General features: G+C 72.5%; 19 protein-coding genes and 1 pseudogene. 10 read left to right on the forward strand and 10 right to left on the reverse strand.

From position 1 onward, the window contains the following. Positions 1–89 precede the first annotated feature (89 nt). The 3 genes from ACIRJR_RS23465 to ACIRJR_RS23475 all read left to right on the forward strand — a co-directional run bounded on the left by ACIRJR_RS23465 (position 90) and on the right by ACIRJR_RS23475 (position 5724). Positions 90–1157 carry an SPFH domain-containing protein gene (locus ACIRJR_RS23465; RefSeq protein ID WP_403783904.1) on the forward strand — a complete coding sequence of 356 codons (1068 nt, stop codon included), beginning with the start codon at positions 90–92 and terminating at the stop codon, positions 1155–1157. Between the two features lie 218 nt (positions 1158–1375). After that, on the forward strand, positions 1376–4450 hold the full coding sequence (locus tag ACIRJR_RS23470) for a DEAD/DEAH box helicase (protein WP_403783906.1): 3075 nt from the start codon (positions 1376–1378) through the stop codon (positions 4448–4450). Then, entirely contained in the window at positions 4447–5724 is a 1278-nt protein-coding gene (locus tag ACIRJR_RS23475; protein ID WP_403783908.1) for an SWIM zinc finger family protein, read from the forward strand. The genes ACIRJR_RS23470 and ACIRJR_RS23475 overlap by 4 nt, the downstream gene beginning before the upstream one ends. 19 nt (positions 5725–5743) lie before the next feature. Here the strand turns inward: ACIRJR_RS23475 and ACIRJR_RS23480 are convergent, their stop codons facing one another. Further along, positions 5744–6052, reverse strand: a complete 309-nt coding sequence (locus tag ACIRJR_RS23480) for a hypothetical protein (RefSeq protein WP_403783910.1) — start codon at positions 6050–6052, stop codon at positions 5744–5746. Between the two features lie 183 nt (positions 6053–6235). Here ACIRJR_RS23480 and ACIRJR_RS23485 point away from each other — a divergent pair, with 183 nt between their 5' ends. Beyond that, complete coding sequence (locus tag ACIRJR_RS23485; RefSeq protein ID WP_403784268.1) at positions 6236–6823, forward strand: HXXEE domain-containing protein; 588 nt, start codon at positions 6236–6238, stop codon at positions 6821–6823. 8 nt (positions 6824–6831) lie between these two features. Here ACIRJR_RS23485 and ACIRJR_RS23490 read toward each other — a convergent pair. From ACIRJR_RS23490 to ACIRJR_RS23500, 3 genes and pseudogenes are all read right to left on the reverse strand, one after another. After that, a pseudogene (locus tag ACIRJR_RS23490) lies at positions 6832–7137 on the reverse strand (DUF3574 domain-containing protein); the annotation flags it as partial. Between the two features lie 36 nt (positions 7138–7173). Next, complete coding sequence (locus tag ACIRJR_RS23495) at positions 7174–7803, reverse strand: peptidase (protein WP_403783912.1); 630 nt, start codon at positions 7801–7803, stop codon at positions 7174–7176. Further along, positions 7800–9011, reverse strand: coding sequence for a pyridoxal phosphate-dependent aminotransferase (locus tag ACIRJR_RS23500; protein ID WP_403783914.1), 1212 nt, complete (start codon positions 9009–9011; stop codon positions 7800–7802). Before ACIRJR_RS23500 ends, ACIRJR_RS23495 begins: the two co-directional genes overlap by 4 nt. A gap of 84 nt (positions 9012–9095) precedes the next feature. Between ACIRJR_RS23500 and ACIRJR_RS23505 the strand changes: the two genes are divergently transcribed. Both ACIRJR_RS23505 and ACIRJR_RS23510 read left to right on the forward strand, forming a co-directional pair. Further along, positions 9096–9779 carry a winged helix-turn-helix transcriptional regulator gene (locus tag ACIRJR_RS23505; protein ID WP_403783916.1) on the forward strand — a complete coding sequence of 228 codons (684 nt, stop codon included), beginning with the start codon at positions 9096–9098 and terminating at the stop codon, positions 9777–9779. A 64-nt stretch (positions 9780–9843) separates the two neighbouring features. Further along, positions 9844–10395 (forward strand): cupin domain-containing protein, encoded by a 552-nt coding sequence (locus ACIRJR_RS23510; protein ID WP_403783918.1) that lies wholly within the window; start codon positions 9844–9846, stop codon positions 10393–10395. On the opposite strand, the gene ACIRJR_RS23515 is transcribed toward ACIRJR_RS23510, so the two are convergent. Continuing rightward, complete coding sequence (locus tag ACIRJR_RS23515) at positions 10371–10736, reverse strand: nuclear transport factor 2 family protein (protein WP_403783920.1); 366 nt, start codon at positions 10734–10736, stop codon at positions 10371–10373. The genes ACIRJR_RS23510 and ACIRJR_RS23515 overlap by 25 nt on opposite strands. A gap of 34 nt (positions 10737–10770) precedes the next feature. On the opposite strand from ACIRJR_RS23515, the gene ACIRJR_RS23520 reads away from it, so the two are divergent. Further along, positions 10771–11412 carry a uridine kinase gene (locus ACIRJR_RS23520; protein WP_403783922.1) on the forward strand — a complete coding sequence of 214 codons (642 nt, stop codon included), beginning with the start codon at positions 10771–10773 and terminating at the stop codon, positions 11410–11412. A gap of 58 nt (positions 11413–11470) precedes the next feature. Here the strand turns inward: ACIRJR_RS23520 and ACIRJR_RS23525 are convergent, their stop codons facing one another. The 5 genes from ACIRJR_RS23525 to ACIRJR_RS23545 all read right to left on the reverse strand — a co-directional run bounded on the left by ACIRJR_RS23525 (position 11471) and on the right by ACIRJR_RS23545 (position 16272). Continuing rightward, on the reverse strand, positions 11471–12364 hold the full coding sequence (locus tag ACIRJR_RS23525; RefSeq protein ID WP_403783924.1) for a carbohydrate kinase family protein: 894 nt from the start codon (positions 12362–12364) through the stop codon (positions 11471–11473). Further along, a complete protein-coding gene (locus ACIRJR_RS23530) occupies positions 12361–13311 on the reverse strand; it encodes a pseudouridine-5'-phosphate glycosidase (RefSeq protein WP_403783926.1) in 951 nt (316 codons plus the stop codon). The genes ACIRJR_RS23525 and ACIRJR_RS23530 overlap by 4 nt, the downstream gene beginning before the upstream one ends. A gap of 152 nt (positions 13312–13463) precedes the next feature. Beyond that, positions 13464–14744, reverse strand: a complete 1281-nt coding sequence (locus ACIRJR_RS23535) for an MFS transporter (RefSeq protein ID WP_403783928.1) — start codon at positions 14742–14744, stop codon at positions 13464–13466. A 62-nt stretch (positions 14745–14806) separates the two neighbouring features. Then, positions 14807–15352, reverse strand: a complete 546-nt coding sequence (locus ACIRJR_RS23540) for a methylated-DNA--[protein]-cysteine S-methyltransferase (protein WP_403783930.1) — start codon at positions 15350–15352, stop codon at positions 14807–14809. A 44-nt stretch (positions 15353–15396) separates the two neighbouring features. Then, positions 15397–16272, reverse strand: coding sequence for a glycerophosphodiester phosphodiesterase (locus tag ACIRJR_RS23545; protein ID WP_403783932.1), 876 nt, complete (start codon positions 16270–16272; stop codon positions 15397–15399). A gap of 214 nt (positions 16273–16486) precedes the next feature. Between ACIRJR_RS23545 and ACIRJR_RS23550 the strand changes: the two genes are divergently transcribed. The 3 genes from ACIRJR_RS23550 (at position 16487) to ACIRJR_RS23560 (ending at position 20229) form a co-directional block, all read left to right on the forward strand. Next, positions 16487–17359 carry an MHYT domain-containing protein gene (locus ACIRJR_RS23550; RefSeq protein WP_403783934.1) on the forward strand — a complete coding sequence of 291 codons (873 nt, stop codon included), beginning with the start codon at positions 16487–16489 and terminating at the stop codon, positions 17357–17359. Between the two features lie 39 nt (positions 17360–17398). Further along, the gene (gene uvrB, locus ACIRJR_RS23555) at positions 17399–19519 is read left to right on the forward strand and encodes an excinuclease ABC subunit UvrB (RefSeq protein ID WP_403783936.1); all 2121 of its coding nucleotides are present in this window, start codon (positions 17399–17401) and stop codon (positions 19517–19519) included. Between the two features lie 131 nt (positions 19520–19650). Further along, the gene (locus tag ACIRJR_RS23560; protein ID WP_403783938.1) at positions 19651–20229 is read left to right on the forward strand and encodes a TerD family protein; all 579 of its coding nucleotides are present in this window, start codon (positions 19651–19653) and stop codon (positions 20227–20229) included. Positions 20230–20252 lie beyond the last annotated feature (23 nt).

Here is a 20252-nt window from a genome sequence, read left to right on the forward strand (position 1 = left end):
GCGGTTCGAAAATGGGCTGATCGGGCATATCGTGTTAATAGGGCGTGACAGGTGGGTGCGGGAACGCACCCCGGACGCAGGGGGCCGTGATGGTCCAGGTTCTGTTGATCGCGTTGGTCGCCGTGCTCTCGGTCGGCCTGGTGTACACCTTGGCCGCGGCCCGGGTCGTCAAGCAGTACGAACGGGGTGTGGTGCTCCGGCTCGGCAGGCTCCACGACGCGGTGCGCCCGCCGGGGTTCACCATGATCGTTCCGGGGGTGGACCGGCTCCGCAAGGTGAACATGCAGATCGTGACGATGCCCGTGCCGGCCCAGGACGGGATCACGCGCGACAACGTCACGGTGCGGGTGGACGCCGTCATCTACTTCAAGGTGGTGGACCCGGCGAGCGCCGTGATCCAGGTGGAGGACTACCGCTTCGCCGTGTCCCAGATGGCGCAGACCTCCCTGCGGTCGATCATCGGTAAGAGCGACCTGGACGACCTCCTCTCCGACCGCGAGAAGCTGAACCAGGGGCTGGAACTCATGATCGACAGCCCCGCGGTGGGCTGGGGCGTGCAGATCGACCGGGTGGAGATCAAGGACGTCTCCCTGCCGGAGACGATGAAGCGCTCCATGGCCCGGCAGGCGGAGGCCGACCGTGAGAGGCGCGCACGGGTCATCAACGCCGACGCGGAACTGCAGGCGTCGAAGAAGCTCGCACAGGCGGCCCAGCAGATGTCCACGCAGCCGGCGGCGCTGCAACTGCGACTGCTGCAGACCGTGGTCGCCGTCGCGGCCGAGAAGAACTCCACGCTGGTCCTGCCCTTCCCCGTGGAACTGCTCCGCTTCCTGGAACGCGCGCAGCAGGGAGGGCGGCAGCCGCAGCCGGCAGGTGCCGGAGAGCCGCAGACCGCGCCCGGGCGGCCCGCTCCGGACACGGAGCCCTCCGCCACCGGTGCGTCCGGCGCACCCCCTGCCGTCGTGGACCCCGCCGTCGTGGATCCGGCCGTCACGGAGCAGACCTTCACGGACCAGCCACTTCCGGACGCGCCCTTCGCGGTTCCCGGGCCCGAGCCGGACGGAGTGCCGGAATTCGATCCGGAGGCGCTCCCCGGGTCCGGACCGGAGCAGCGGGCCGGCCTGCCGTCCCGCAGCGGGCCCTTCACCCGGCACTGACACGGCGTGCGGCGAGCCCCGCAGGCCGTCGCGCCGCACCGACACGGCGGCGCACCCGCCCGTGCGACCGGACCGGCCCCGTCACAGCCCGTGCGACCGGACCGGCCCCGTCGCAGCCCGTGCGGGGGCGGCCGGGGGCGGGCCCTGTCAGACCTCCCGCCTAAACTCGCCAGTGGACGAGAAGCGCGACCGGGCGGAAGTGGGAGGGGGTGGCGGACATGGAGCGGCAGGCGCAGGACGTCACCGCCGACCGGCTGCTGCGGTGTGCCGCGGTCTTCCTCCCGTCGGAGTTGCCCCGGGACGGCCGGATCGCCTTCTGGGACCCCGAAGGGGCCGCAGGACTCACAAGTCTCTCCGGCCTCACGGACCTCTCCGGCCTCACGGACCTCTCCGGCCTCACGGACCTCTCCGGCCTCACGGACCTCTCCGGCCTCACGGATCTGACGGACCTCGCAGACCCCACGGATCTGACGGACCTCGTGGATCCCGACGGATCCACGGGCCCCGGAGCGGCGTCCGCCGCGGTGGCCAGTCTCTCCGGCGCGGTGCTCCCCGACTCCGGCGAGACGTACGAGGTCACCGGGCTCACGGTCGTCGGCCGGGACGGTCCGGCAGATGTAAGCACCCGCACCGTGCCCGCCGTGGTGCTGACCGTCGGGCAGGCGCTGCCCCTCCTCGCCCGCGCCCGGCACCGCGCGGCTGCCCACCCCGCCACCCGCGCGTGGGGTGCAGCGGCCCTGCACGCGCTCACCCTCGTCGCGCGGGGCAGGCTCCTGCCCGGACTGACGGCCGGAGACCACGACGCCTGGCGGGCCGGACCGCGCGACGCGGAGGACGTCGCCCACCTCAGGGCCGTCGCCGCCTCGATGCCACCCGAGGGCCACGCCGTCCCGCTGGACGGCACACCCCTGCGGGTCCCCGAACCCCGAGCCCTGATCGGCGCGTTCCTCGACGCCGTCGCCGACACCCTGCCCCGGACCCCCGCCGCCGCTCACGCCATGGGGGCGCCGTTCGCCGCCGGGGAGGCACAGCACCTGCCGGACGCCCGGGCCTGGGCCGTCGAGGTCGCCGCCGGACTCGACGCGGGGGTGCGCGTCTCGCTCCGGCTCGACCTCTCGGCGTACGACCTCTTCGACACGCCCGGCGCGGACGGGGAGGAGGACACCTCCGGCACCCCGGCCCCCCGGCATGCGGCGGCCGCCATCACCCAGGTGCACAGCCTGGCCGATCCGACCTACGTCACCGACGCGGCCACGCTGTGGGCCGGCGGCGCGGGCGAGCCCTTCGGGCCGAGGGCCCGGATCGACGCCGTGCTCGCCCTGCGCCGCGCCGCCCGCGTCTGGCCCCCGCTGGAGCGGCTGCTGGACCAGCCCGTCCCCGACGTGCTCGCCGTCACCGAGGACGAGCTCCAGGAGCTGATCGGCGCTGCCGGGGCGCGGCTGGCGGCGGCCGGTGTCGCGGTCCACTGGCCGCGCGAGCTCGCCCGCTCGCTCACCGCGGCGGCCGTCGTCCGGCCCGCACCCGGATCCGCCACCGACGGCACCTCCTTCTTCGACGCCGAGCAGCTCTTCGCGTTCAACTGGCAGCTCTCCCTCGGCGAAGACCGGCTCACCGAGGCGGAGATGGACACCCTGGCGGAAGCGCACCGCCCGATCGTGAGGCTGCGGGACCAGTGGGTCGTCGTCGATCCCGCGCTCGTCCGCAAGGCGCGCAAGCGGGAGCTCGGTCTCCTGGACCCGGTCGACGCGCTCGCCGTCGCCCTGACGGGCAGCGCCGAGGTCGACGGGGAGCAGGTCGAAGCCGTGCCCGCCGGAGCCCTCGCCGTGCTCCGCGAGCGGATCCTCGACGAGGACGCCACCCTCCCGGCACCGCCCGGTCTCGACGCCACCCTCCGCGACTACCAGCTGCGCGGCCTGGCCTGGCTGGACCGGATGACCTCGCTCGGCCTGGGCGGCTGTCTCGCCGACGACATGGGCCTGGGCAAGACGATCACCGTCATCGCGCTCCACCTGCACCGCGCCCACGCCGCCCCCACCCTGGTCGTCTGTCCCGCCTCCCTCCTCGGCAACTGGCACCGCGAGATCAGCCGCTTCGCCCCCGGCGTCCCCGTGCGCCGTTTCCACGGCACCGACCGCACCCTGGACGGCTCCGGAGGAGGCTTCGTCCTCACCACCTACGGCACGATGCGCTCCGGCGCGGAGCAGCTCGCCGGACACACCTGGGGGCTCGTCGTCGCCGACGAGGCACAGCACGTGAAGAATCCGCACTCCTCGACGGCCCGGGCCCTGCGCACCATCCCCGCCCCCGCCCGCGTCGCCCTGACGGGTACCCCCGTCGAGAACAACCTCTCCGAGCTGTGGGCACTGCTCGACTGGACCACCCCCGGGCTGCTCGGCCCGCTGAAGGCGTTCCGCGCCCGGCACGCCAGGATCGTCGAGAACACCGGCACCGCCGCCGGCCTGGGCAACGAGGAGGCGGTCGAGCGGCTCTCCCGGCTGGTCCGCCCCTTCCTGCTGCGCCGCAAGAAGTCCGACCCGGGCATCGCCCCGGAGCTGCCGCCCAAGACGGAGACCGACCACCCCGTCTTCCTCACCCGGGAACAGGCCACGCTCTACGAGGCGGCCGTGCGCGAGACGATGGCCTTCATCGAGCAGTCCGAGGGCATCGCGCGGCGCGGACTGATCATGAAGCTGCTCGGCTCGCTCAAGCAGATCTGCAACCACCCCGCGCAGTATCTGAAGGAGGAGCCGACCCGGCTCACGGGGCGCTCGGGCAAGCTGGCCCTGCTCGACGAGCTCCTCGACACCATCCTGTCCGAGGACGGCTCGGTCCTGATCTTCACCCAGTACGTGTCGATGGCCCGGCTCCTCTCCGCCCATCTCGCCTCCCGCGCCATCCCCTCCCAGCTCCTGCACGGCGGCACCCCGGTCCCCGAGCGGGAGCGGATGGTCGACGGCTTCCAGTCCGGCGAGGTCCCCGTCTTCCTGCTCTCGCTCAAGGCAGCCGGTACAGGGCTGAACCTCACCCGGGCCGCCCATGTCATCCACTACGACCGGTGGTGGAACCCGGCGGTGGAGGAACAGGCCACCGACCGCGCCTACCGGATCGGCCAGACCCAGCCCGTGCAGGTGCACCGGCTGATCGCCGAGGGCACGGTCGAGGACCGGATCAGCGAACTGCTGGAGTCCAAGCGGGTCCTCGCCGACGCGGTGCTCGGCTCCGGCGAGGCCGCCCTGACCGAGCTCAGCGACCGTGACCTGGCCGATCTCGTCTCGCTCCGGAGGGCGTCATGAGCCCCGGCGCGAGCCCCGCGGCCCGTCCGGGCCCCGACGACCTGCGGCGCACCTTCGAAGCGGTGCCCGCCCGCGCCTCCGACGCCGGAGGGCTCTTCGCGGACAGCTGGTGGGGCCGGGCCTGGGTGGACGCCCTGGAATCCCTGTCGATGGACGAGGGGCGGCTCGCCCGCGGCCGCACGTACGCGGACGGCGGCCACGTCGCCGCGATCACCGTGACCCCCGGCCGGGTCATCGCCTACGTCCACGGCAGCCGCCCCCGGCCCTACCGTGCGGAGCTGCGCCTGCGCACGTTCCCCGCGGCCGACTGGGACACCCTCCTCGACGCCGTCGCCGCCCGGCCCGGGCACCTGTCCGCGCTGCTCGACAAGGAGATGCCGCACTCCCTGGTCGACACGGCGGGAGAGGCCGGCATCCGTCTGCTGCCCGCCTCCGGTGACCTGGACCCGGACTGCTCCTGCCCGGACCGGGGCTGGCCCTGCAAGCACGTGGCGGCGCTCTGCTACCAGACGGCGCGGCTCCTGGACAGTGATCCGTTCGTCCTGCTGCTGATGCGGGGGAGGGGCGAGCGCGAGCTCCTCGACGAACTGGGCCGCCGCAACGCGGAGCACTCCGCGCGCGAGCGCCCCGAGACCCCCGCCATGCCCTCGGTCGCCGCCGCCGAGGCCCTGTCCGGCCGCTTCCTGCCGCCGCTGCCCGCCCCCCTGCCCGTGCCGCCGTATCCCGGCGAACCACCCTCCTACCCGGAGCTGCCCGGCGCCCGCGACCCGCTCGGCCTCGACCATCTCGCCACGGACGCCGCGGCCCGGGCCCACGCGATGCTCACCACCGGGGACGACCCGCTCGCGGGGCTCAGCACCTGGCAGGACGCCGTGCGGATCGCCGCGTCCCGTCCCACCGCCGGGCTCACCGCGACGACCCGGGCGCTCTACCGCGAGCTGGCCTTCGCCACCGGCCGCAGCACGACCGACCTGGCCCGCGCCGTCGCCGCCTGGCGGCAGGGCGGTGCCGAGGGACTGGAGGTGCTGGAGACCCCGTGGGACCCGCCGGCCGGCCCGTTCGACCGGGCCCGTCCCGCTCTCGCCGCCGCCGACTTCCCGCGCTTCCAGCCCTGGCGCAACCACCTGACCAACGCCCGTGGCACCCTCCAGCTCCGCTTCGGCCACGACAGCCGCTGGTACGGCTACGAGTCGGACCCCGGCGAGGACGACTGGTGGCCCCGGGCCGCGCCCGGCCCCGACCCGGTGGCGACGCTCGCCGCACTGCGGGGCTGACACCGCCCGGCCCGGTCCGTCAGTTCCGCAGGACCGTCAGAAGCACGACGACCAGGACCGCGCAGAGCGGCAGCATCACCCAACGCGCCTTGCGGAAGGACTCGTTCTCCTGGTCCGACATCCCGCGGTCCGCACCGTGGGTGTCGGCCAGGTGCTCCCAGGCCATGGCGTCGATCCGCCGCGTGGTCAGCAGTGACGGGGACCAGTCGCAGTGCGCGCAGACGAGGAAGTCGCGGTACGGGTCGTACCGGAAGTCGCGCTCGATGTTCACCGTGAACACCTGGTCTCCCGGACCGATGGCGGTCAAGTGGCGTATCGCCGCACCCATGTCGATGGCTCCCCTGCTCGTGATCGGCCCGTGGGTGTCGTCCCGTGAAGCCGGAACGGCTGCCGGAGGTTCGGGTCCGGCGGCGGGAACAGTAGCGGAAACCCGGGGGACGGCGCCGCCCGGCCTTACGATCGTCCGGTGGCGCGAAGTCGTGGCGTCACCTGGCGGGACGGGGGAGCGGACATGGTGGGCAGAGCGGTGTCGGGAGCGGTGACCTGGGGGCTGTTCGCCGCGTGGGCGGTGCACGACGCGGAGGAACTGGCGACCATGGCCCGGTGGGCCAGGACGGCACGCCCCCGACTCCAGGAGCGTTTCCCACAGGTGCCGGACGGGGTGTGGCGGCGGCTGGATCTCTCGCAGCGCGAGGTGAACACCGCCATCGGCCTGATGGCCGGGGTGGTCGCCGCGGCGTCGGCGTCCGGTGCGCGCACGGGAGGCCGCAGCCGCTTCTTCGGGACGGCCCTGATCGGGTTCGGGCTGCACGGCGCGGTTCATCTGGCGCAGTCCGCCGCTTACCGCGGCTACACCCCTGGCGCGGTCACCGCCCCGCTGGTCGTCATCCCGTACTCGGTCTGGGCGCTGCGACGACTCGCCGCGGCCGGTGTCCCCGTCACGGAGGGCCGTTCGGCCGCCGCCGGTCTGGCGCTGTTCCCGGCCGCCGTGGCCGGAGTGCACGGGGTGGCCCGTCTGCTGAACAGGCGGGGAGCGGCCGGGCCCCGGAAGCCGGCGAGGGTGCGCGCGTCCAGCCGGGCCACCGAGTCCCGCGCGTAGGCCTTCTCGTACGCGCCGCGGATCGGATCGATCCGAGGGCCGCGCAGGCGGGCCTCCGACGCGGGATGCAGCAGGACCGGTGCGTACGGACGCTCCCGCCCGGTCACTCCGTGGGAGTCGCGCCACCGCCCGCCTCCCTCCTGGACCGTGAGACCGTCCGGGAAGGCCGGTGTGACCTGGCTGTCGATGAACGACCGGAACTGAGCCCCGGTCACACCGGGCCCGCCGTGCGGGCGTCGGGTGGAGAAGAGGAGGGGTGGGACGAGGCAGGCGCCCACCGTGCCACGGGGGACCACAGGCACCCGGCGGGACATCCGGAACCCGGCCGGACCGCCCGCAAGGGGGAGCCGCTACGCCTCAGTCGCCGGGGCACCGGGCAGGGACACCCCCCGGCCGGCGAAGAAGCGCTCGAAGACCGCCAGGGGAAGGCCGGCCGCACGGGTGGTGGCCGTCGTCCCCGACGGATTGTGGAAGTGCACTCCTGCCCCGTCCGCCGTGCGGGAGGTCAGCAGCACCAGATGGCCGCCACGGCCGGGAGCCGGTCGCTCCGGGTGCCGGATCCCGTAGTGGACGGAGGCCATCACCGCCCGCCCCTCGTCCAGCAGGTCCAGGATCCCGGCGGAGGACAGGTGCGGGTGGACGACCGCGTCGAGGCCGTGGACCTCGCCGACGTAGCGGGCGAAGGGGGCGTAGACCAGCCCCTTGATCACCCCGTCGGGGTCCTCGGTGTACGCGTCGTACTTCAGCGCCCCGTCCCGCAGGGCGAAGAGGGACGGCGCCCCGGCGCCGAGCGCCATGCGCAGGCAGGTCATACCGCACAGATGACCTGCCCAGCGGGCGTACTCGGCGGGCGACGCCGCGCCCGAGTCGGCCCAGCGGGGGTCCTCGGCCGGATCGAGTCCGCCCTCCACGATCGCCTCCACCAGGCCGGGTGAGGCGAACTGGGTGTGCACCGGGGCAAGGCAGGTCCGGCAGGTCACTGGCGGTATCCGTTCAGGAAGCGGCCGATGCGGCTGATCGCCGCGTCCAGGTCGTCGGCGTGCGGAAGGGTGAGGATGCGGAAGTGGTCCGGGCGCGGCCAGTTGAAGCCGGTGCCCTGCACCACCTGGATCTTCTCCCGCAGCAGCAGATCCAGCACGAACCGCTCGTCGTCGACGATGTCGTGGACCTTCGGGTCGATGCGCGGGAAGGCGTACAGCGCGCCCTTCGGCTTCACGCACGACACCCCCGGGATCTCGTTGAGACGCTCCCAGGCCCGGTCGCGCTGCTCGCGCAGCCTGCCACCCGGGGCGGTCAGTTCCTTGATCGACTGCCGGCCGCCGAGCGCCGCCTGGATCGCGTACTGCGCGGGGGCGTTGGGGCACAGCCGCATGGAGGCGAGCATGGTGAGCCCCTCCAGATAGCTCCGGGCGTGCTGCCGCGGGCCCGACACCACCATCCAGCCCGAGCGGAAGCCCGCGACGCGGTACGTCTTCGACAGCCCGCTGAAGGTGAGGCAGAGCAGGTCGGGGGCCAGGACCGCCACGCTGTGGTGTTCCGCGTCGTCGTACAGGATCTGGTCGTAGATCTCGTCGGCGAACACCATCAGCCCGTGCCGGCGTGCCAGATCGAGCATGCCGTCGAGGACCTCGCGAGGGTAGACCGCGCCCGTCGGGTTGTTCGGGTTGATGATCACCATGGCCCGGGTGCGGTCGGTGATCTTCGAGGCCATGTCCGCGAGGTCGGGGTTCCAGTCCGCGCCCTCGTCGCAGGCGTAGTGGACGGCCTTCCCGCCCGCGAGCGTGGTGACGGCGGTCCAGAGCGGATAGTCGGGGCTCGGGATCAGGATCTCGTCGCCGTCCTCCAGGAGCCCCTGCACGGCCATGGAGATCAGCTCGGACACGCCGTTGCCGAGGAAGACGTCGTCGACTTCGACATCGGCCAGACCGATCGCCTGATAGCGCTGTGCCACGGCCCGGCGGGCGGACAGGATGCCGCGCGAGTCCGTGTAGCCGTGCGCCTGGGGGAGCATCCGGATCATGTCCTGGACGATCTCCTCGGGGGCCTCGAAGCCGAAGAGCGCCGGATTTCCCGTGTTGAGGCGGAGCACGCTGTGACCCGCCTCCTCCAGGGCGTTGGCCTGTTCGATGACGGGGCCCCGGATCTCGTAACAGACCTCGTTGAGCTTGCTGGACTGCCTGAACTCCATGCGTGCCTCCCCGATCTGACTGTGATGCTTGGTTTTACCAAGCTCGGGCTTGGAAAGTCCAACAACTTGTCTAGACTGCGTCGCATGCCACGTCAGCAGCAGCAGTCCGCCCGCCCCGCCCGTCGCCGGAGCTACGACCAGTTCTGCGCCACCGCCCGTGCCCTCGACTCCGTCGGCGACCGGTGGACCCTGCTGATCGTCCGTGAACTGCTGGCAGGCCCGCGCCGTTACACCGATCTGCACGCCGACCTGCCCGGCGTCAGCACCGACGTGCTGGCCTCCCGGCTGAGGGACATGGAACAGGGCGGCCTGGCCGTACGCAGGCGGCTCCCGCCCCCGGCGGCCGCCGCGGTCTACGAACTGACCGAGCACGGCCGCGGCCTGCTCCCCGTGCTCACCGCGCTCGCCGCGTGGGGCGCTCCCGCGCTCGGCGAGCGCCGCCCCACGGACGCGGTCAGGGCCCACTGGTTCGCACTGCCGCTGCTGCGCGCGCTGAGTGGCCTCACGCAGGGCGGACTCCTCGAAGTGAGGCTCCCGGAGGGGGACTTCCACATCCGGGCCGGTGCGCGGACGGAGGGTGCGGAGGTGTACGGATACGGACCCGCCGACCGTCCCGACGCGTGCCTCCTGCTCGGCACGGACGTCGCTCTGGAGCTCGGCCGAGGCGAGTACACGTTCGCGGAGGCGGTCAGGAGCGGCCGGGCCGAGGTGCTCGGCGAGGGCCCCTTCGCCGACGGACTCCGCGGCGGCCGGTGCGCGCACACCTGACGCTTTTCAGCCAACTCGCCAGTATTGTAGGCCTGTTCGATGGGCGGATGGTGAGGAGGCGTTCATGGGATTCGACGGCGCGGACGGTGTGGGGAACGGAAGGAGTGCGCGGCGGAGGAGGGTGCTGGGCAAGGTCCCCCTCGTGGGTGTCGTCGTGGCCGCGCTGGGCCTCCTGCCGGCGGCTGCGGTCGCCACGCCCGGCAGCGGGGTGAGTGCCACCGTCGTGGCCGAGGGCACGTCCGAGGGCAGGCTCAAGGTGAAGGCCCCCAAGGGCCGGACGGATGTCACCTTCCGGAAGATAACCGTGGCGCCCGGAGGCTCGACCGGCTGGCACACCCACAGCGGGCAGCTGATAGTCGTGGTCAAGTCGGGGACCCTGACCCGGACCCTCGCCGACTGCTCGGTCGAGGCGACACCCGCCGGAACCTCGTTCATCGAACCGTCCGGAGCCCGCCACCGGCACATCGGGCGCAACCTCGGGACCGAACCCGTCGTGCTGTGGGTGACGTACCTGCTCCCCGAAGGCAGCGAACTCTCCTACGACGCCGACGCGGCCGACTGCGCGGCGGTGAAGCAGCCCCCACGGCCGGGTCAGCCGGCCGGCGTCTCGCCGTAGGCGCCGAAGCCCGCCACGACCAGACCGTCCCGGAACGTCAGCACCTCGCTCACCCTGCCGCCGATCTGGTTGCGGTAGTCGATCACGAGCGCGTCGACGCTCGCCCGCACGTCCATCACCTCGAACCTCAGGCCGGGGATCCGCTCCAGCCCGGTCGCCCAGTACGCGCGCAGGGCGGCCTTGCCGTGCACCGTGCCGGCCGGGTCTCCCGTCAGCCGGGCGATCATGGGCGAACTGAAGGTCACGTCGTCGTGGTAGTGCGCGAGGATGCGGTCAAGGTCGTGGGAGTTCCAGTCGTCCTGCCAGACAGCGGCGAAGCGACGGGCGAAGGCAAGGTCCATGCGGATCATCATGGGGCAGAGCGATGATGGATGCGTGCACTTTGAACCCATCACCTGGGAGCGGCTGGCCCGTACCCTCGCCGCCCACGCCGACGGACTCGAGCCGGCCGACGGCGGGGCCTGGCTGAGGATCGGCGTCGACGGGGCCCCTGCCGCCCGGCCCGCGGAGCCCGCCGAACGCCTCGCCGAGGCGCTGCGCGCCCGCGGTCGCCCGGTACTCACCGTCTCGACCGGCGGATTCCTGCGCCCGGCCAGCCTGCGCTACGAATACGGCAAGGAGGACCCGGACTCCTACGCCGACAGCTGGTTCGACACGGGGGCGCTGTGGCGCGAGGTCTTCCGCCCCCTGGAGGCGGGCGGCAGCGGGCGTGTCCTGCCCGACCTCTGGAACCCCGGGACGGACCGGGCGACCCGCAGCCCGTACCAGGCGCTTCCGGAGGGCGGGGTGCTGATCCTGCACGGCCCGCTGCTCCTCGGACACTGGTTCCCCTTCGACCTCGCGATCCATCTGAGCCTCTCCCCGGGGGCGCTGAGGCGGCGTACGGAGGAGAGCGAGCGCTGGACGCTGCCCGCCTTCGCCCGGTACGAGGAGGAGGTCGCACCCGCCGGACGGGCGGACGCGGTCGTACGGGCCGACGACCCGCACCACCCGGCCTGGAAGGGGCTCGGCGCCTGAGGGCCGTCGTCCGGAGGTGCCGGAAGGACCAGGTCGGACCGGAAGGAACCTGAGGGTGTCACGCGGGGCGGCCCCCCACCGCCGCGACCGCCGCGGCCCCGGCCCGGCAGCCCGCCGCGGCAGCGGACACCTCGTCGGCCCCGGAGATGAGGGCGGCGAGGAACCCGCCGGTGAAGGCGTCCCCCGCTCCCGTCGAGTCGAGCGGGACACGGACCGATGCGGCGGGCACGCGCGCGGTCACCGTGCCGCCGGCGGCCAGCAGCGCGCCCCGGTCCCCGAGGGTGACGGCGACCCGGCCGACGTGACGGCTCAGCTTGGCCGCCGCGTCGGCGACGTCCGGCAGCCCGGTCAGCTCGCGGGCCTCGTCCGCGTTGGGCAGCAGCAGATCGACTCCTTCGACCAGGTCCAGGAACGCCGCGGCGCCGAAGCCCGCCAGGAACCCCGCCGAGGCCGGGTCCACGCTCACGGGGACGCCCCGGCGCCGGGCTTCCCGCAGGGCGAGTGCGGCGGTGGCCCTGCTCGTCGGCCCGAAGAGGAGATAGCCGGACAGGTGGAGCCGGGCCGCGCCGTCCAGGAACGAGGACGACCAGTCGCCGGGGGAGAGGCGCAGGACCGCCCCGCTGTCCGTGAGGAAGGTGCGCTCGGCCGAGGAGTCGACCAGCGCCACCACCGTGCCCGTCGGGGCGTCCTCGTCCACGGACAGGAGGGGCCGCACCCCCGCCCGCCGCAGCGCGTCCCGGTGCCAGTCCACCGAACCGGCTCCCGCCCGCGCCAGGAGCCGTACGTCCTCGCATCCCGAACGCGCCGCCCAGCATGCCGCGTTGGCACCGGCGCCGCCCGGCAGCGTGGTGATCCTCGCGGGCGTGTCCGTGCCGTGGAGCGGCGCGGACCCATGCCGTACGACCACATCGGTGACCACCTCCCCGACCACGAGCAGGCCGCCCCCGCTCATCGCGCCGCCTCCACGGCGATCCGCGCGGCCAGCCGCACATTCCCGCGTACGGCCGCCAGATTGGCCTCCAGGGAGGCGCCGCCGGTCTCCCGCGTCAGGTACGCCAGCAGGAACGGGGTGACGCCCTGGCCCGTGATCCCCCGGGTCCGGCACTCCTCCAGAGCCGTGGCGAGCACCCGGTCGTGCACCACCGGGTCCAACTGCTCCTCCCGTGGCACGGGGTTGGCGACGATCAGTGCCGCGGCAGGGCCGCCCAGCTCCTTCCGGGCCCGCATCACGGCCGCCACCTCCCGCGGCGTACGGACCGTCCAGTCGACCGGCTCACCGGAGCTGCTCAGGTAGAAGCCGGGGAACCGCTCCGTGCCGTAGCCGAGCACGCCGACACCGAGGGTCTCCAGGCGCTGGAGTGTCGCGGGCACGTCCAGGATCGACTTCACGCCCGCGCACACCACCGTGATCCCGGTCCGGGCGAGCAGCCCGAGGTCCGCGGACTCGTCCTGTGTCTCGGTCCACCCGCGGTGTACGCCGCCGAGCCCGCCCGTGGCGAAGACGCTCAGGCCGGCCCGTGCCGCGAGGAAGGCCGTCGCGGACACGGTGGTGGCCCCGTCGGCGCCCAGGGCCAGAGCGGGCGCGAGGTCGCGGTGGCCCAGCTTGCGCATCCCGGGGTCCCCCGCGACCCGTTCCAACTGGACGGCGGACAGGCCCACATGGGCGTGACCGTCCAGCACGGCGATCGTGGCGGGCACGGCGTCCGCCTTCCGCACGAGCTCCTCCAGCTCCTGGGCGACCTGGAGATTGCGGGGCCGCGGCAGCCCGTGCGCGATGATCGTCGACTCCAGCGCGACCACGGGCCGTTGTTCCTCGACGGCCTCCCGCACCTCCTCGGAGAGCACGGGTGCGTGACGGCCGTTTTCCTGCGACAGGGGTGCCGATGGATTGAGAGGCATGCCCCATCTCTGTCGCGGGTGCCGCGGACCCAAACCCTGACGGCGCGGTCCGGCACGGTGCGGCCCTCCGGTCCGTCCGGACCGCCCTCGTTCGTCCGGGGCCGTGCGGTCCGTCCGTCTGCGCGGTTCCGTGCGGCGTCAGGCGTCAGGCGTCAGGCGTCCTCGGGCTTCGGCACCGGACGGGCGAGTGCCCGGCGCAGGGCGAGTCCGGCCATGGGGAGGAGCAGGCAGGCGGCGATCGCGTTGAGCCACCCGTATCCCAGACGGGAGACGATCACTCCGGCGACCGCCCCGCCGACCCCGGCCGCGGTGTTCATCGTGAGGTCGGAGAACCCCTGCGCGGCGGCCCGGGCGGCCTGCGGGACCGACTCGGTCAGCAGCGCCGAGCCGCCGACCAGTCCGGCCGACCACCCCAGGCCCAGGACGAACAGGCCCGCGGCCGTCCTGGCGTGTCCGCCGCCCGACGTTCCGGCGAGCGCAGCGGCACAGCACAGCAGCCCGGCGGCCAGCCCGATGACGGCGAGCCGTCCTGCCTTGTCGGCGAGCCGGCCCATCAGGGGGGAGAAGGCGTACATGCCCGCGATGTGGCCGCTGATGACCAGCCCGATCAGCTGGATGTCCGCGCCGTGGTGCCCCAGGTGGACGGGGGTCATGACCATGATGGAGACCATCGCGGTGTGGGACACCGCGACCGTCACCAGCGCGAGCCGGGCCATCGGAGAAGCCCTGACGGCCGCGATTCCCGCCCGCAGCGAGCGGTTCGCCGCCGAACCCGAGTCCTCGGGGGAGAGCGCCCGGGCGGTGAGAAGGGGATCGGGACGCAGCAGCACGGCGACCAGGACGCCGGTCAGCAGGAAGATGCCGGCCGCCCAGGCGAACGGGCCCGCCGTCTCGGGCACCGCGGTACCGCGGAAGGCCCGGCCCGCCGGGGCGGCGATGTTCGGGCCGAGCACCGAACCGATGGTGGTGGCCCAGATGACCGTGGAGATCGCCCGGGCACGGCGGTCCGGCTGTGCGAGGTCGGCCGCCGCGAACCTCGCCTGGAGGTTCGCGGAGGAGCCGGCGCCGAACCCCGCCATTCCGAGGAGGAGCAGCGGGAAGCTGCCCACGACCGTGGCGGTCACCACCAGGGCGGCCCCGAGCGCCCCGATCAGATAGGCCAGGACCAGCCCGGGCCGCCTGCCCCGGGAGGTCATCAGCGCGGCCAGCGGCAGCGACAGCAGTGCCGTGCCCGCCACGGAGGCCGTCGGCGCCAGGCCGGACAGAGCCTCGGAGCCGCTCACCTCGGCCGCGAGGACCGGTGCGAGTGCGATGCCGATGGCCACGCCGAGGCCGCCGAGTATCTGGCTGCCGATGAGGACGGCGGAGGTTCTGCGCTGAAGCGCCGGCAGGTCCGCGGCCGTGAACCGGTGGGCGGGGAGGGCAGTCGTCACTGCCGCAGTGTGCCAGCTCGCACGCAGGTGCGGAAAGGAGTGGAGTGCTGCCGGCCGCCGCCTCAGAACAGCGGCTGCGGGAGTATCCCCTCCAGCGCCAGCAACCGCCGCTTCGTCTCCAGCCCGCCGCCGAACCCGCCCAGCCCTCCGTCGCTCTCCACCACCCGGTGACACGGAACGACCACCGGCAGCGGATTGGAGCCCATGGCGGCCCCCACGGCCTGGGCGGCGCCGGGCCGGCCGGCCCGGCTCGCCAGATCGCCGTACCCCACGACCGTCCCGTAGGGCACCCCGGAGGCCAGCTCCCGGAGCACCTCGCGGTGGAAGCCGGAGATCAGCGACCAGTCCAGTCGGAGGGAGAACTCCCGCAGCTCTCCGGCGAAGTACGCCGAGAGCTGGCGCACCGGTGCGGCGAGCAGGGCGGAGTCCGGTGCTTCCAGGGGCTCCGCGCCCAACCGCGCCCGCAGCTGCCCCAACGCCTTCTCCCGGACCGCCGGGCGGGCGTGGAAGCCGACGGTCACCAGGCCCGTACGGGTCGCGGCGAGCAGGAGCGGGCCGATGTCGCTCGGCACGACGCACCACTCCACGACCTGCTCGTCACTCTCCATGCGACCACCGTACGGCCGGCCACCGACAACGCCGTCCCGCCCGGTCAACGGCGGGTGGCGTCCCGCACGGTGTCGGGGTTGTTGGTGATGATGCCGTCCACGCCGAACCCGGCCACCTCCGCCGCCTTCGCCGCGTCGTTCACCGTCCACGTGTTCACCCGGAGCGGCTTCCCGTGGGCGCCCTTCAGCTTCCGCACCGCGGCGACGTAGTCGGCGCCGATGGTCGTGTACGACGGATTGATCTGGTCGGTGAACGCCGCGTACGACGGAAGTTCGGCCACCGCCGGGGTGCCCAGGAAGCCCGTCACGACGTCCGGACGCTGCGCGTGGACAGTTTTCACACTCTCTGCACCGAAGCTCTGGATGATCAGGCTGTGCTTCACGTGACGGCGGTCGAGCCACCCCTCCTGACGCAGGACGCGCAGGGTCTCCTTCTCGATGCCCGGGTAGATCTCGGGGCTCTTGATCTCCAGGAGCAGCTTCTGGTGGTTGCGCTCGAGACGGTGCACGTACTGCGTGAGCGTCGGCACCCGGGCCCCCGCGAAGCGGGCGCCGAACCAGCTGCCCGCGTCCAGCCTCGCGATCTCGGCCGCGGTGAAGTCCTTGACCGCCCAGGGTGCGCGGCCGGGGTAGACCTCCTCGGCGTCGGTGGTCCTGCTCAGGGTGGTGTCGTGCACGACGACCAGCACACCGTCCTTGGTGAGCTGTACGTCGTTCTCCACCCAGTCGATGCCCAGGTCGTCGGCGGCGTCCACCGCTGCCAGGGTGTTCTCCGGGGCGTAGGCCGAGGCGCCGCGGTGGGCGTAGACGACCGGGCCGTCCTGGGTTCCCGAAGCCTGCGCCTGGGTGGCGGGCAACAGGACACAGGCGCCGAGCAGGGCGGCGACGGCACCGGAGGCGGTTGCTGTGCGTACGGACACGTGTACTCCTCGCGTCGAGATGCGGACATGCAGAGATTCGCATCCGATGCCCAACGGACGGGAGGACGATGATGGCCATGTTGTGAACGGAATGTTGGGTACCGAATCCTCGGAGGCCCCGGAGGCGGATAAAATGCCGCTCTTATGTTTGCTTGCCGGGCCTTGCCCTTTAGGGTCACCCCGAACCCGGGCACACCGCGAAGGGCGTACCAGCATGCAGGGCACAGTTGACGGATTCACCTACGGCGCCGTGACCCCCGTCACGGCGTTCCTCATGGCGTGCCTCGGCGCCGCGCTCGGTCTCCGGTGCACCGCGCGGTCCCTGCGCACGAGGGGCGTGTCCAGAGCCGGCTGGCTGGCCCTCGGCGCGACCTCCATCGGATCCGGCATCTGGACGATGCACTTCATCGCGATGCTGGGCTTCAGCGTCAGGGAGGCGCCGGTCAGCTACGACAGGCCCCTCACCTACGCCAGCCTCGCCGTGGGCGTCGGGATGGTCGGGATCGGCATCTTCCTCGTCGGCTACCGGGGCGCGACCCGCATGGCGCTGGTCACCGGCGGGACGATCACCGGTCTCGGGGTCGCCTCCATGCACTACCTCGGCATGGCCGGAATGAACTTCGGGGGAGTGTTCGAGTACGACACGCTCACCGTCGCGCTCTCCGTCGTGATCGCCGTGGTGGCCGCGACCGCCGCGCTGTGGGCGGCCGTCTCCGTCCACGGCTTCCTCCCGAGCCTCTGCGCCAGCGTCGTCATGGGCGTCGCCGTGAGCGGGATGCACTACACGGGCATGGCCGCGCTCCAGGTGCACCTCCACCCCGACGCCGCGCCGGCGCCCCCGGGCGAGGACCCCACCTCGCTGCTGCTGCCGATGATGATCGGACCCGGCTGCTTCCTGCTGCTCGCGGCGGTGGTCGTGATGATCGACCCCCTGGTGGTGAGCGGCACCCCGCAGCGGGCGGCCGGGCCGGCCGCCCGCCACCTCCGGAGCGGCGGGCAGATGACCTCGATCCCCGTCCAGCGCCGCCACACCCCGCCCTACGAGACCGCCTCGCGCCGGGCGTACCGGCAGCCGCGCAGCCGCTGATCGCCAGCCGTTGTCAGTGGGGGGTCGTACCGTGGTTGCATGCGGCCAGTCTCGAAGATCGAACGTTCGGTGGCGCCTTTCGAGGTCGTCAGTCCCTACCAGCCCAGCGGTGACCAGCCCGCGGCCATCGCCGAGCTGGACCGGCGTGTCCGCGCGGGTGAGAAGGACGTGGTCCTGCTCGGTGCGACCGGCACGGGCAAGTCGGCGACGACCGCCTGGATGATCGAGAAGCTGCAGCGCCCCACCCTCGTGATGGCGCCGAACAAGACGCTGGCCGCGCAGCTGGCCAACGAGTTCCGCGAGCTCCTCCCGAACAACGCCGTGGAGTACTTCGTCTCGTACTACGACTACTACCAGCCCGAGGCGTACGTCCCGCAGTCGGACACCTACATCGAGAAGGACTCCTCGATCAACGAGGAGGTCGAGCGGCTGCGGCACTCCGCCACGAATTCGCTGCTCACCCGGCGTGACGTCGTGGTGGTCGCCTCCGTCTCCTGCATCTACGGCCTGGGCACCCCGCAGGAGTACGTGGACCGGATGGTCCAGCTCAAGGTGGGTGACGAGGTCGACCGCGACCAGCTGCTCCGCCGCTTCGTCGAGATCCAGTACACCCGGAACGACCTCGCGTTCACCCGCGGCACCTTCCGGGTGCGCGGCGACACCATCGAGATCTTCCCGGTGTACGAGGAGCTGGCCGTCCGCATCGAGATGTTCGGCGACGAGATCGAGGCGCTCTCCACGCTCCACCCCCTCACCGGCGAGGTCATCAGCGAGGACGCCGCACTCCACGTCTTCCCCGCCAGCCACTACGTCGCGGGTCCCGAGCGCATGGAGAAGGCGGTCACCGGCATCGAGCAGGAGCTGGGACAGCGCCTCGCCGAGCTGGAGAAGCAGGGCAAGATGCTGGAGGCCCAGCGGCTCCGCATGCGCACCACGTACGACATCGAGATGCTCCGCCAGATCGGCACCTGCTCCGGCGTCGAGAACTACTCGATGCACTTCGACGACCGTTCGCCGGGAACGGCCCCGAACACCCTCCTCGACTACTTCCCCGAGGACTTCCTCCTCGTCCTGGACGAGTCGCACGTCACCGTGCCGCAGATCGGCGCGATGTACGAGGGCGACGCCTCCCGGAAGCGGACCCTCGTCGACCACGGCTTCCGGCTGCCCTCCGCCCTGGACAACCGGCCGCTGAAGTGGGAGGAGTTCCTGGGCCGGATCAACCAGACGGTCTACCTCTCCGCCACACCCGGGAAGTACGAGCTGTCCCGGGGCGACGGATTCGTCGAGCAGATCATCCGGCCCACCGGACTCGTCGACCCGGAGGTCGTCGTCAAGCCCACCGAGGGCCAGATCGACGACCTGGTCCACGAGATCCGCAAGCGGACCGAGAAGGACGAGCGCGTCCTGGTCACCACCCTCACCAAGAAGATGTCCGAGGACCTCACGGACTACTTCCTCGAACTGGGCATCCAGGTCCGCTACCTGCACAGCGACGTCGACACCCTGCGCCGCATCGAGCTGCTGCGGGAGCTGCGCTCCGGCGAGTACGACGTCCTGGTCGGCATCAACCTCCTGCGTGAGGGCCTCGACCTGCCCGAGGTCTCGCTCGTCGCGATCCTCGACGCGGACAAGCAGGGCTTCCTGCGCTCGGGCACGTCGCTGATCCAGACCATCGGACGTGCCGCCCGTAACGTCTCCGGGCAGGTCCACATGTACGCCGACAAGATCACCCCCGCGATGGCGCAGGCCATCGACGAGACCAACCGCCGCCGCGAGAAGCAGATCGCCTACAACACGGAGCGCGGGGTCGATCCGCAGCCGCTCCGCAAGAAGATCAACGACATCGTGGCCTCCATCGCCCGGGAGGAGATCGACACCGAGCAGCTGCTCGGCACCGGCTACCGCCAGGCCAAGGAGTCCAAGGCTCCCGTCCCCTCGCTGGGTGGCAAGGCCGCCGCCGGTGGCAAGGGGAAGAAGGACGGCGCGGTCGTCACGGACCGGCCCGCCACGGAGCTCGCGGGGATCATCGAGGAGATGACCGACCGCATGCGTGCCGCCGCCGCGGACCTGCAGTTCGAGGTGGCCGCCCGGCTGCGTGACGAGGTGGGGGAGCTGAAGAAGGAACTGCGTCAGATGAGGGAAGCGGGGCTGGCCTGACGTGTGGGGCCCGCAGTGTTGCAGGACCGACACAAAAACGGCCCATCACTCCTTCTCGCCTGCGGGGACTGCGTAGGGTGCGGGGATACCGCACACCGACGGTTGCGGGGCAAGCGGAGAGGGGACAGCGCGTGACGGTCAACATGACCAAGGGCCAGGCCATCAGCCTGCAGAAGAGCGACGGGGGGACCCTGACCGCGGTACGGATGGGGCTCGGCTGGCAGGCGGCCCCGCGCCGCGGGCTGTTCGGCTCGCGCACCCGGGAGATCGACCTGGACGCCTCGGCGGTGCTCTTCGCCGACAAGCAGCCCGTGGACGTCGTGTTCTTCCGCCACCTCGTCAGCGACGACGGCTCGGTCAAGCACACCGGCGACAACCTGGTCGGCGGCGCCGGCTCGGGCGGCGACGACGAGGCGATCCTCGTCGACCTGCAGCGGGTCCCGGTCCACATCGACCAGATCGTCTTCACGGTGAACTCCTTCACCGGCCAGACGTTCCAGGAGGTGCGGCACGCCTTCTGCCGCATCGTCGACGAGACCAACGGCCAGGAGCTCGCCCGCTACACGCTGGACGGCGGCGGCCAGTACACGGCGCAGATCATGGCGAAGGTGCACCGCGTGGGCAGCGGATGGCAGATGACCGCGCTCGGCAACCCGGCGAACGGCCGGACCTTCCAGGACCTGATGCCGGCGATCCTGCCGCACCTGTAGGCGCGGCCGGGCACGGGCGACAC

The organism is Streptomyces sp. NPDC102402, assembly GCF_044765765.1.
Classification (GTDB): domain Bacteria; phylum Actinomycetota; class Actinomycetes; order Streptomycetales; family Streptomycetaceae; genus Streptomyces.